The following is an 11,176-nucleotide window of genomic DNA, read 5'->3' on the forward strand; positions in this document are numbered from 1 at the left end:
ATTACGGGGCCGGCCATGAACCAGTTGGCCAGCCGACAACGCAGCTGCGGGGCAACGGGGAGATTGCGGGTGGTGGCGGTGCCGTGGGCCTGGGCAAAGGCGGCTTTGGCCGTCGCAATGTTGCCGCCGTGGCCATTGATCACGAACACCCGTTCGAAGCTATGCCGGCCCAAAGACAAGACCAGGTCGTGCAGAACGGCCAGAAGTGTTGCCGGCTGCAAGCTCATCGTTCCCGCGAAACCAAGGTGGTGTTCCGCCATGCCGAAGGCCTGGGCTGGGGTGACCAAAACGCCGGTGCGACGTCCCACCTCAAGGGCCACCGCTTCTGCGGTGAGGGCGTCGGTGCCGATGGCGCCCGTGGGGCCGTGCTGCTCGGTGGATCCCAGGGGAATGATCACCCCCTTGCAGCCCTGGAGGTAGCTCTCCACCTCAGGCCAACTGCGCAGGGCGAGGCGAATGGCGTCCGTGCTGTCGACAGGACCGGGAGTTGCAGCGGTCATTCAGGCTGAACCAATGACCTGATAATCGCTCAACTCCAGCCGATCAGTGGGCAGTGCCGTTGCCGTCGTACTGATCGGTGTTGTAGTAGCCACCGCGGGTTCCGAAGAACAGGCAGGCCAAGGGGAACAGCACGATGCTGGCGAGAAGCACAGTGCCGAGGTTGAAGCTGGAGGTGGTTGCGTCCATCACCTGACCTGAACTGGCCTCAGTTTGGTGTGGATGCGCTGTTAATGCATCGACGAGGTGGCTTCTGTTGTGAGTTCGCCTCCTTCTCCAGGAATGTCTAGCCACTCCCTCAGCCATCCCGTGAGCCATATAAAGGGAAGTGTGTCGGTCAACGCCGCCAGCACCTTGAACAGGTAGCCGCTGCCGATGAAGCTGATCAGCTGCGGCAGCACGGACCGTTCCGGCTGCACAGGAAGCATATGGGCGCCGTAATGGCTGATCAGCACCACTGCACTGGTATCAACCAACTGGCTCACCAGGGTGGAGCCGTTGTTGCGCAGCCAGAGCGCCTTGTCTTTAGTGAGCTGTTTCCAGAAATGGAACAGCCGTACGTCCACGGACTGCGCTGTGAGGTAGGCCACCACGATCGGCCAGCCGCCAATGCTGCCCAATTGAAGGAAGCGCGTCAGGCCCAGGATGTTGAGCATGCCCAGGATCCCGAGGAAAAGGCCCGCCAGCACCAGAAACACCCCATCACGCCGTGCCTGGAGGTTGCTGTCCACAGCCTGCAACGTTCAAGCTGGAACAAGCGTGGTCGCCAGCCGGCAGCCTGTCATCGATTTTATTTCGCTTCCGCTCAATTTTTTTGCCCGTCCGGCTCAGATCGTGGGCCCTGATCTGGTGGGCTGCAGGTTGGTAAAACGCCAAGACAACGGCAGCCTGCTTTGGGGAGTGATCGTGGAAACAGAGGCCTATTCCCAGGACGATCCCGCTTGTCATGGTTACCGCCGCCGTTCACCGCAAAACGAAACCCTGTTCGGAGGGCCAGGGCGGTTTTATGTGTATGTCAGCTATGGCATCCACCACTGCGTGAACGTGGTCACCGATCGGGGCGATTGGGCCAATGGCGTGTTGCTGCGTGCCGTGGCTCTTCCCAATGAACCTGAGCGGATTGCGGCAGGGCCCGGCCTGCTGGCATGTCGTTTTGGGCTTGATCGCCGTGATGACAGCCGTTCGGTGACGGGCGAACATGACTTGTGGATGGCCCCAAGGTCAGACATGTTTGCCAGCCAGGATCTTGTGACAACCACGCGGATCGGCATCTCCCAGGGCGCTGCAACCCCATGGCGCTGGTACCTGCGGAGCAGTCGCAGTGTCAGCAGGCGAGCTCGGGGTGATCGCATGCCGCCCAAGGCACAGTGCTGGTCGCCATCGCTGGAGCCGTCGTCATGAGTGGCTGGCCGCATCGCCACGTTCTTGATCTCGCGTCGTTTTCGCGAGAAGACTTTGCGGTGGTGCTTAAGCTGGCCCAGCGGTTTCGTTCGCTGCCCATCACTGGTGCCCGCAAACTGCCCGCCTTGCAGGGCCGTCTGGTGGCAACGCTGTTCTTCGAACCCAGCACCCGAACCCGCAGCAGTTTTGAGTTGGCGGCCAAGCGTCTGTCGGCAGACGTGATGAGCTTTTCACCCTCCAGCAGCTCACTCAGCAAAGGGGAAAGCATTCTCGACACGGCGCGCACCTACGTGGCCATGGGCGCTGACGTTTTGGTGGTGCGTCACCGTTCCACCGGTGTGCCGCAGCAACTGGCGCTGGATTTGCAGCAGATGGGTGAGCGCACCGTGGTGCTCAATGGGGGCGATGGACTTCACAGTCATCCCAGTCAGGGACTGCTGGATCTGCTCACCCTTGCCCGGCATTTCTCGCCCCAGCACCCCATGCCGGAAGCGCTGCAAGGACGCCGGATTGTGATTGTTGGAGACATCCTTCACTCGCGGGTGGCCCGTTCCAATCTCTGGACCTTGACGGCTTGTGGAGCAGATGTTGTGTTGTGCGGTCCTCCCCGCCTCGTTCCAGAGGATTTTGCCGCCTTCGTGGATGCGCCACCCCCAGGCCTGCTACAGGATCCGGTGCCGCAACGGGGCAAGGTCAGTGTGGTGCGGCGCCTGGAGCATGCGCTACCAGGCGCCGATGCCGTGATGACCTTGCGGCTTCAGAAGGAACGGATGGGCCAGCAGTTGCTCACCAGCCTGGAGCGCTATCACCGCGACTTCGGGCTGAGCCATGAGCGCATGCAGCTCTGCGGTGAGAACGTTCCCGTACTGCATCCCGGCCCGGTCAATCGCGGCGTCGAATTGAGTGGGTCGCTTTTGGATGACCCGCGCGTCAGCCTGGTGGCAGAGCAGGTCAGGAATGGCGTGCCCACCCGGATGGCCTTGCTCTATTTGATGGCAGCTTCCGAATCCGCAACTGAGGCCTCCTTGGTGTTGACCAGCTCCTGAGTTTGGGGAAGGCCACTGAGTTGATGGGCGTAGTAATCCATCGCTGCCTTGAGGGCAGCATCGGGTTCGGCCATGGAGGGGCCTTTGCCGCTGGCCATCGGGAAGTGGGCACCCTCAGCATCAAGGGCCAGATGCTGGCTCGGCATGCCCGTTAGCAGAATCGAGGCCCGTTGCCGGGTCGCCAGGGCGTACAGCCATTTGATGCTCAAGGTGATCCGGTTTTCTCGGTTGGGGATCAAGGCCAGGTGAACGATGGCCCACAGCAGTAGGCCCAGGCGTCCGAAAAATTTGAAGCCATGCAGGTCGGCGACCGCACTGGAGTGCACCACAGCCATGCTGTCGAAATCGATATAGCGGAACGTGCGGCGACGATCGCTGCGATGTCCTTGCCGATGAATGTTCCGGCCTGTTTGGCGGGAGCCGCCATGCCCGGCAGCGGCTTGCCATTCACAGTGTGGCTGTAGTTGCAGAGATCACCGGCGATGCGGATCTCGGTATGGCTGGGAATCGAGAAATCGGGATTGACGATCACCCTCCCACCGCAATCGACCTCGCAACCGGTGGCTTCCGTCAGCTTCTGTCCCAGATGGGATGGCTTCATGCGAGCGGTCCAGATCAGCGTTGCCGTTTGGACCCGGACATCACCATCGGGGCTGCTGATCACCACCTCTCCGGGCCGCATGGTTTGGACGCGGCCCTGGGGTAAATACTCGATGCCGTCGCGTTCGAGAATCACAAGGGCCGCTTCGGAGAGCTCCTCCGGCATCGCTCTAAGCACCCTGTCGCCTGGGTCCACCAACACGATCCGTGTTTTCTGGGGATCCAGCTGCTTGAAGGCATTGTTCAAGACCCACCCGCATCAGCTCTGAAACGGCACCAGCCATCTCGCAGCCGCTGGGGCCGGCACCAACGATCACTACCGTCTGCAGAAACTGGCGTATCTCGGGGTTCGGCGTCTGCTCCGCCTGCTCAATCGCCATCAGCAGACGGCGGCGTATTTCCTCGGCGTGCTCGAGGATTTTCATCGGAGGCGCAAAGGTGCGCCAGTCTTCGTAGCTGAAATAGGTGCTGCCCGATCCTGTAGCCAGGATCAGATGGTCATAGCTGTAGGCCTTGCCGTTGAACACGATCTGTTTGCCTTCGGGGTTCACCGTGGTGACCTCCCCCAGCAGCACCTGCATGTTCTTTTGCTTGCCCACCAGTTCGCGTAGAGGCGTGGCCACATCACTTCTTGAGACCAACCCAGTGGCCACCTGATAGAGCAGGGGCTCGAACAGGTTGAAGTTGCGCTTGTCAATCAGGGTGATGCGCACATCGGCCTTGGCCAGGGCTTTGCAGGCATGCACCCCTGCAAAGCCGACGACGACATGTGGTGCATGACGCAACCGTTCCGCTGGTGGTTTTAGCTTCAGAAACTAACGGTTCCTCGCCATTTGCAGCCCATCGGATCCTTTCCGAAGGGCACCAATTGCAGTCTTGGTTGTCTGTTTTCCACAGTTCTGCTTCAGATCAGCTTGAACCCTTCGAGAAAGAGGCCGTAGAGAAAGCCAATACGACCAAGATCCAGGAGCTGTTGGGGCAGCTTCAGTGATGGTTTAGAGCTGCGTCGGCGCCGAATCGTGAGTTCGGTACTAAGAACCACCACAAGTGCAGCGACGGGGTCCATCTGGCCGAGAACGCCGGCGACCGAGGTGATGGCGCTACCGATCAAAAAGCAAATTAGCCCGGCAAGGGTCAGCAAGGACAATCGTCGCCAAGGATTGCGCGCCCATCGATCCAGCCTTTGAAGTGCTGCACCAATGTTGGTTTGCAGCCGGGTGGATTGAAGCCGTCGCACGGCACGGGTTTCAGGGGAAGAGGCAGGGCCGAAACCAGTGATCCCCATCACCCGGCCTGTCCCTGCCACCATCTGTTTACACCACCCCTGGGCAATCTGCAGGCATCAGACACTACGGAGAGGAGATTTCAGTAAAAAACCCGAGGCAAGCCCGGGCCAGGTGATGGGGATTGGCGCAGCAAAGCCAGAGCTGAGGGCTTTGACAACGGCTTACGCTGAAAGTTATTTGGACTCAGCCTTCGCTTTTCTGGACGCTTTGCCTTCGAGGAGCTCCAGCAGCGCTTCCATTTGTGCCATCACACCCCGAACTTCGCCCGCTTCGGGAAGAAGGCCGTCTTCCATGACTCCTTGGTGCATCTCACGCAGCTCTTGGCGGATGTAGCGCAGGTGGCTCACGACCTGCTCGCGCTTCGATTGCGACATCGGCTACGGGGGTGTTCAACATCCCCCTTTTACCTCATGGTGGGTCAGGTGCGGCGTGATGGGGCGCGACTTATCGCACCGGCTGCAGCGAGGAGTGTGAAGGTGAGTAGGGCTGACGGTCGTGCCACGGTGCTGAACACCACAAGGGCAAATAGGCCGATGAGTGGCAGGCGACGCTGCAAAAGCGCAGTGGAGAATAGGGGATTCGAACCCCTGACCTCTGCGGTGCGATCGCAGTGCTCTACCAACTGAGCTAATTCCCCGGTCAGCCAACGCTAGCCGGCACGGCCTGCGTCAAACTGCCACCAATGGCGTCTGAGGACGGCTCGATGCTCACGCAGGAACGGCTCGAAGCTTTTGACGAGGCCTCGACGGCCGAACTCGCCCGCCGACTCGAAGAGGACGACTACCCCTCTCCTTTCGACAGCCTTTCGGATTGGCACCTGCTTCGGGCGCTGGCCATCCACAGGCCCGAACTGATCCTTCCGTACCACCATTTGGTGGACCAAGAACCTTTCGATGAAGACTGAGCAGGCGTCGCCACTGTGCGGGCGGCGTGTGCTGGTGGCCGTCAGCGGCAGCATTGCTGCTGTTAAGACGCCTTTGCTCGTCAGCGCGCTGATCAAAGCCGGCGCTCAGGTGCGCTGTCTTGTGACCACGAGTGGCGCTGCCTGGGTCAGCCCCGTGGCGCTCGCCAGCCTCAGTCGCCATCGTTGCTACCTCGAGGCAGACCAGTGGGACCCTGCTGCGTCGAGGCCGCTGCACATCGAGTTGGCGGAGTGGGCGGAATTGACCATCGTCGCGCCCCTGAGTGCCAGCAGCTTGGCCCGCTGGAGCCAGGGTTCAGCCGACGGGTTGCTCACCAGCGTTCTGCTGGCAACGGAAGCTCCGGTCATCGCGGCTCCGGCGATGAACACGGCCATGTGGCGCCACCCTGCGGTGCAACGCAACTGGTTGCAGCTTCAATCCTTCCCTGGGGTGGTCCACCTCGTGCCGGCGTCCGGTCTGTTGGCCTGTGATCGCGTCGGCCATGGCCGCATGGCCGATCCGCTGTTGATTGAGTTGGCGGCTGCGTCTGTGTTCAGCCGCGGCTCGGTCACTCCTGACGTGACCCTTGATTGGTCGGGGATGTCTGTTCTTGTTTCGGCTGGACCGACCCAAGAGTCCATTGATTCGGCCCGTTTCCTGAGCAACCGCAGCAGCGGTCGCATGGGGGTGCTTTTGGCGCAGGCGGCACGCTTCCGGGGTGCCACCATTCATGTGGTGCATGGCCCATTGGATCTCCCCGACGCCTGGCTTGAGGGCCTGCTGTGCACTGCTGTGGAGAGTGCCGCTGAACTCGGTTCAGCTCTGCAGTTGGCTCAGCCCGACTCGGATGTGCTCGTGATGGCTGCTGCTGTCGCTGACCTGCGGCGGGATGCTGCTCCCCCAAGCAAACTCACCAAGCTGGAGCTTCAGCAGGCTCTGACTTCCGGGTGGGCCGAGGTTCCTGACCTGCTGTCGAACCTGACCCGCCAACGCCGTCCTGGACAGTTGGTTCTCGGCTTCTCAGCGCTCACAGGCAGCGATGCCCATTTGCTGGAGCGGGCTGAAAGCAAGCGACTGGCCAAGGGCTGCGATCTGATGATGGTGAATCCTGTGGACCGTGATGGTCAGGGTTTTGGGGACCAACCCAATGGAGGCTGGTTGCTGGGAGATGGCTGGAGACGAGAGCTGCCTGTGACGGCAAAGCTCTCTCTGGCCCATCAATTGCTTGATGCTCTGATCGAGGCTCGGGATCAGGCCGCGGCGTCGATCGAGTCCTGCGAGTCCTGACCGAGCAGGTCGATGAAGGTGCGCAGCTGAAGCCGGGGGATGTAGGGCCAGCCGCCGTTTTTCTCCATCCTCTGCAGAAGTGTGAACAATTTCTTGCGGTTTTCAGGAAGGCTTTGACGAAACGGACCGTCCTGAACGTCCCGATGCAGGGCCTCAAGCTCACGCAGCAGGGTGAGTAGTGCTTCTGGATTTCCCCTCAACTCCTCTGCCAGCTCGCCCAGGGCGGCCAGTGCTGGAGCCATCCGTGCCTGGGTCGAATCGGGATCGTTGGATGTCACGCGCTTTCGACAAGTTGTTGAGAGCTGCAAAAGGCTAGCCCTGACGTCATTTTTCGCCCTGTAAGATCCAGATCTGACGGTATTCCGTCCCCATTAGCGTTCAGCCGATCGGCTCTTTCCATGCGCATTCGTCCTCTGCTGGCCGTCGTGCTGGCGCTCTGCCTCGCGTTCTTCACCACGGCCTGCAGTGGCGACAGTGATGCAGTCCAGCGTGGTGGATCCAATGTCACCTACGACGACATCCACAACACCGGCAAAGCCAACGATTGCCCCATGATCGGGGACTCAGCCCGTGGCTCGATTCCTTTGACGGCCGGTGGCAGTTATGAGCTGCGTGAGATCTGCATGCACCCTGTGCAGGTCTATGCCAAGGAGGAGCCCAAGAACATTCGTCAGCAGGCGGAGTTTGTTGAGGGCAAAATCCTCACCCGTTACACCTCCAGCCTCGACTCCGTTTTTGGTGATCTGAAGGTGACGGAATCTGGCCTGCAATTCCATGAGAAAGGCGGCATCGACTTCCAGCCGATCACCGTTCTGGTGCCCGGTGGCGAGGAGTTCCCCTTCACCTTCTCCAGCAAGTCACTCAATGCCATTGCTGAGGGCTCGGCTTTGACCACCAGCACCGACTTTGAAGGCACTTATCGCACCCCCAGCTACCGCACCAGCAACTTCATCGATCCCAAGGGTCGGGCTCTGACCACCGGTGTTCAGTACGCCCAAGGCCTTGTGGCACTTGGCGGTGATGACGAACAGCTCGAGAAGGATAACAACAAGCGCTACATCGATGGAGTGGGAACCATGAGCCTCTCCATCACCAAGGTGGATCCTGAAACCGGTGAATTCGCTGGTGTGTTCAGCGCCATTCAACCCTCCGACTCCGATATGGGTGGTCGTGAAGTGGTCGACATCAAGATCACTGGTGATCTCTACGGCCGCCTCGAAGAAGCCTGATCAGGGTCATCACAACAGTTTGCAAGGGGGCTCAGGCCCCTTTTTTTGTGGCCCATTGCAATCCTCCGGCGATCTGGGAGAATCGCCCGATCTCCCCTGCAGTCATGACCGCCAGTGCTTCCGCTCCCGCCCAGCGATCCGGTGTGATTGCTCCCTACGGCGGAACGTTGGTCGATCTGATGGTTGCCGAAGCGGATCGTGCCGCTGTGAAAGCCACTGCGACCAAAACGATCGAGTGTTCCGATCGCAACGCCTGTGATGTCGAGTTGCTGTGCGTTGGTGGCTTCTCTCCCCTTCGTGGCTTCATGCACCAGGAGGACTACGACGCTGTGGTCAGTGGTCATCGTCTGGCTGCGGGCCAGCTGTTCGGTCTGCCGATCGTGATGGACACCGACCGCGATGACGTGGTGGTGGGAGACAAGTTGCTGCTCACCTACAAGGGCCAGGATCTGGCGGTCCTCGAGGTGGAAGACAAGTGGGAACCCAACAAAGTGGCTGAAGCCAAGGGCTGCTACGGCACCACCTCCATCGAGCACCCTGCGGTTCGGATGATCACGATGGAGCGCAAGCGCTTCTACTTGGGTGGAAGCCTCCAGGGCCTTGCTCGGCCCGAGCGGGTGTTCCCCTGCAAGACCCCGGCTGAGGTGCGTGCAGGCCTGCCCGAAGGCGAGGACGTGGTGGCGTTCCAGTGCCGCAACCCCATTCACCGCGCTCACTACGAACTGTTCACCCGTGCCCTGCATGCACAGAACGTGAGTGACAACGCCGTGGTGCTCGTTCATCCCACCTGTGGTCCCACCCAGCAGGACGACATCCCTGGTGCCGTTCGCTTCCAGACCTATAAGCGTCTGGCGGCCGAAGTGAACAACAACAGCATTCGCTGGGCTTACCTGCCCTATGCCATGCACATGGCAGGTCCGCGTGAAGCGCTGCAGCACATGATCATCCGCCGCAACTACGGATGCACCCACTTCATCATTGGCCGCGATATGGCCGGCTGCAAATCGTCTCTGACCGGTGACGACTTCTACGGCCCTTACGACGCGCAGAACTTCGCCAAGGAGTGCGCTCCCGAGCTCACGATGGAAACGGTTCCTTCCCTGAACCTCGTCTACACCCAGGAAGAGGGCTATGTGACGGCCGAGCATGCCGAAGCCCGCGGCCTGCACGTGAAGAAGCTCAGCGGCACCCAGTTCCGCAAGATGCTGCGCGGTGGTGAGGAGATTCCCGAATGGTTCGCCTTCAAGAGCGTGGTTGAGGTGCTCCGCGCCGCCTGAAGACTCAGAGTCGGTTTAACATTCCTTCATCTACGAGGCGACCTGTGAACAAGCGTTGGCGAAATATCGGTCTCGGGGCCCTTTTGGTTCTGGCGATTGTTGTGATTGCACCAGCGTTCGTTGGTGGCGGCGGTGGCAGCCAGCCACAGGTGAACACCATCCGCTACAGCGAGTTCGTTGAGGCGGTGAAGGATGACCAAATCAGCCGTGTGCTGATTTCTCCGGATCAAGGCACCGCTCAGGTGGTTGAAAACGACGGACGTCGTGCCCAGGTCAACCTGGCCCCCGATCGTGAGCTGCTCGGTTTGCTGACCGAACACAGCGTCGATATCGCCGTGCAGCCTTCCCGTCAGACCCCTGGTTGGCAGCAGGCTGCTGGAAGTTTGATCTTCCCCCTGCTTCTGCTTGGCGGTCTGTTTTTCCTCTTCCGGCGCGCCCAGGGCGGTGGTGGTGGCAATCCAGCCATGCAGTTCGGCAAAAGCAAGGCGCGGGTTCAGATGGAGCCCTCCACCCAGGTGACCTTCACCGATGTGGCCGGCATTGAGGGAGCGAAGCTTGAACTGACCGAGGTGGTCGACTTCCTCAAGAACCCCGATCGCTTCACGGCCGTCGGCGCCAAAATCCCCAAAGGTGTTCTGCTTGTGGGGCCTCCCGGCACCGGTAAGACCCTGCTCGCCAAGGCCGTGGCTGGTGAAGCAGATGTTCCCTTCTTCTCGATTTCCGGCTCTGAATTTGTTGAGATGTTCGTTGGCATTGGTGCCAGCCGCGTTCGCGACCTGTTTGAGCAAGCCAAGAAAAACGCTCCCTGCATCGTTTTCATCGACGAGATCGATGCCGTTGGTCGTCAGCGGGGCGCAGGCCTTGGCGGTGGCAACGACGAGCGCGAGCAAACGCTGAACCAGCTCCTGACGGAGATGGATGGTTTCGAGGGCAACACCGGCATCATCATCGTGGCGGCCACCAACCGCCCAGATGTGCTCGATGCCGCTCTGATGCGCCCCGGACGTTTCGATCGTCAAGTCACCGTTGATCGACCCGACTATTCCGGTCGTCTACAGATCCTTGGCGTTCACGCCCGCGGCAAGACCCTCGCCAAGGACGTCGATCTCGACAAGGTTGCCCGTCGGACACCTGGTTACACCGGCGCTGATCTGGCCAACCTTCTCAACGAAGCCGCCATCCTTGCGGCCCGTCGTGAACTCACCGAAGTGAGCAACGACGAGATCAGTGATGCCATTGAACGGGTGATGGCGGGTCCGGAGAAGAAGGACCGCGTGATGAGCGAGCGTCGCGCCCGCCTGGTTGCTTATCACGAGGCTGGTCATGCCCTCGTGGGTGCTCTGATGCCGGACTATGACCCCGTTCAGAAGATCTCCATCATTCCCCGCGGTAATGCCGGCGGTCTGACCTTCTTCACCCCCAGTGAAGAGCGGATGGAATCGGGCCTGTACTCCCGGGCCTACCTCCAGAACCAGATGGCCGTCGCCCTTGGCGGCCGGGTGGCTGAAGAGATTGTCTACGGCGAAGATGAGGTCACCACTGGCGCCTCCAACGACCTCCAGCAGGTTGCTTCAACGGCGCGTCAGATGATCACCCGTTTCGGTATGAGCGACGAGCTGGGCCCCGTTGCCCTGGGGCGCGCGCAGGGTG

General features: G+C 60.7%; 16 protein-coding genes and 1 tRNA gene. 7 read left to right on the top strand and 10 right to left on the bottom strand.

The features are described from left to right. The 3 genes from ACGVJ8_RS08085 to ACGVJ8_RS08095 form a co-directional block, all read right to left on the bottom strand. Positions 1-500, bottom strand: a 500-nt coding sequence (locus tag ACGVJ8_RS08085) for a creatininase family protein (protein WP_392347070.1), incomplete at its 3' end; no start/stop codon positions are given. A 43-nt stretch (positions 501-543) separates the two neighbouring features. Next, a complete protein-coding gene (locus tag ACGVJ8_RS08090) occupies positions 544-687 on the bottom strand; it encodes a hypothetical protein (RefSeq protein ID WP_392347071.1) in 144 nt (47 codons plus the stop codon). A gap of 41 nt (positions 688-728) precedes the next feature. Continuing rightward, positions 729-1,229 carry a queuosine precursor transporter gene (locus ACGVJ8_RS08095; RefSeq protein ID WP_392347094.1) on the bottom strand — a complete coding sequence of 167 codons (501 nt, stop codon included), beginning with the start codon at positions 1,227-1,229 and terminating at the stop codon, positions 729-731. Positions 1,230-1,257: 28 nt separating this feature from the next. Between ACGVJ8_RS08095 and ACGVJ8_RS08100 the strand changes: the two genes are divergently transcribed. Both ACGVJ8_RS08100 and ACGVJ8_RS08105 read left to right on the top strand, forming a co-directional pair. Beyond that, a complete protein-coding gene (locus tag ACGVJ8_RS08100) occupies positions 1,258-1,899 on the top strand; it encodes a DNA-3-methyladenine glycosylase (RefSeq protein ID WP_392347073.1) in 642 nt (213 codons plus the stop codon). Then, positions 1,896-2,945 carry an aspartate carbamoyltransferase catalytic subunit gene (locus ACGVJ8_RS08105; RefSeq protein ID WP_392347075.1) on the top strand — a complete coding sequence of 350 codons (1,050 nt, stop codon included), beginning with the start codon at positions 1,896-1,898 and terminating at the stop codon, positions 2,943-2,945. The genes ACGVJ8_RS08100 and ACGVJ8_RS08105 overlap by 4 nt, the downstream gene beginning before the upstream one ends. On the opposite strand, the gene ACGVJ8_RS08110 is transcribed toward ACGVJ8_RS08105, so the two are convergent. From ACGVJ8_RS08110 to ACGVJ8_RS08135, 6 genes are all read right to left on the bottom strand, one after another. Beyond that, complete coding sequence (locus ACGVJ8_RS08110; protein WP_392347095.1) at positions 2,885-3,280, bottom strand: hypothetical protein; 396 nt, start codon at positions 3,278-3,280, stop codon at positions 2,885-2,887. The two genes, ACGVJ8_RS08105 and ACGVJ8_RS08110, sit on opposite strands and share 61 nt — an antisense overlap. After that, on the bottom strand, positions 3,181-3,792 hold the full coding sequence (locus ACGVJ8_RS08115) for an FAD-dependent oxidoreductase (RefSeq protein ID WP_392347077.1): 612 nt from the start codon (positions 3,790-3,792) through the stop codon (positions 3,181-3,183). The genes ACGVJ8_RS08110 and ACGVJ8_RS08115 overlap by 100 nt, the downstream gene beginning before the upstream one ends. Then, complete coding sequence (locus ACGVJ8_RS08120; RefSeq protein WP_392347079.1) at positions 3,716-4,330, bottom strand: NAD(P)/FAD-dependent oxidoreductase; 615 nt, start codon at positions 4,328-4,330, stop codon at positions 3,716-3,718. The genes ACGVJ8_RS08115 and ACGVJ8_RS08120 overlap by 77 nt, the downstream gene beginning before the upstream one ends. Before the next feature lie 119 nt (positions 4,331-4,449). Continuing rightward, the gene (locus tag ACGVJ8_RS08125) at positions 4,450-4,854 is read right to left on the bottom strand and encodes a DUF565 domain-containing protein (RefSeq protein WP_392347081.1); all 405 of its coding nucleotides are present in this window, start codon (positions 4,852-4,854) and stop codon (positions 4,450-4,452) included. A 150-nt stretch (positions 4,855-5,004) separates the two neighbouring features. Continuing rightward, positions 5,005-5,205, bottom strand: coding sequence for a hypothetical protein (locus ACGVJ8_RS08130; RefSeq protein ID WP_011363323.1), 201 nt, complete (start codon positions 5,203-5,205; stop codon positions 5,005-5,007). Positions 5,206-5,395: 190 nt separating this feature from the next. Next, positions 5,396-5,468 (bottom strand) — tRNA-Ala (locus ACGVJ8_RS08135). Positions 5,469-5,513: 45 nt separating this feature from the next. On the opposite strand from ACGVJ8_RS08135, the gene ACGVJ8_RS08140 reads away from it, so the two are divergent. Continuing rightward, positions 5,514-5,735, top strand: coding sequence for a DUF2555 domain-containing protein (locus tag ACGVJ8_RS08140; RefSeq protein WP_038551345.1), 222 nt, complete (start codon positions 5,514-5,516; stop codon positions 5,733-5,735). Next, positions 5,725-7,020 carry a bifunctional phosphopantothenoylcysteine decarboxylase/phosphopantothenate--cysteine ligase CoaBC gene (coaBC, locus tag ACGVJ8_RS08145; RefSeq protein ID WP_392347084.1) on the top strand — a complete coding sequence of 432 codons (1,296 nt, stop codon included), beginning with the start codon at positions 5,725-5,727 and terminating at the stop codon, positions 7,018-7,020. Before ACGVJ8_RS08140 ends, coaBC begins: the two co-directional genes overlap by 11 nt. Here the strand turns inward: coaBC and ACGVJ8_RS08150 are convergent. Continuing rightward, the gene (locus ACGVJ8_RS08150; protein WP_392347086.1) at positions 6,984-7,298 is read right to left on the bottom strand and encodes a hypothetical protein; all 315 of its coding nucleotides are present in this window, start codon (positions 7,296-7,298) and stop codon (positions 6,984-6,986) included. The two genes, coaBC and ACGVJ8_RS08150, sit on opposite strands and share 37 nt — an antisense overlap. Positions 7,299-7,418: 120 nt before the next feature. Between ACGVJ8_RS08150 and ACGVJ8_RS08155 the strand changes: the two genes are divergently transcribed. From ACGVJ8_RS08155 to ftsH, 3 genes are all read left to right on the top strand, one after another. Then, complete coding sequence (locus ACGVJ8_RS08155; protein ID WP_392347088.1) at positions 7,419-8,249, top strand: photosystem II manganese-stabilizing polypeptide; 831 nt, start codon at positions 7,419-7,421, stop codon at positions 8,247-8,249. 104 nt (positions 8,250-8,353) lie between these two features. Continuing rightward, positions 8,354-9,526, top strand: coding sequence for a sulfate adenylyltransferase (sat, locus tag ACGVJ8_RS08160; RefSeq protein ID WP_392347089.1), 1,173 nt, complete (start codon positions 8,354-8,356; stop codon positions 9,524-9,526). A 44-nt stretch (positions 9,527-9,570) separates the two neighbouring features. Further along, positions 9,571-11,176: ATP-dependent zinc metalloprotease FtsH (ftsH, locus tag ACGVJ8_RS08165; protein WP_392347092.1), on the top strand; the 1,606-nt coding region annotated here is incomplete at its 3' end.

The sequence above is a fragment of the Parasynechococcus sp. genome (assembly GCF_042954245.1).
Lineage (GTDB): Bacteria > Cyanobacteriota > Cyanobacteriia > PCC-6307 > Cyanobiaceae > Parasynechococcus.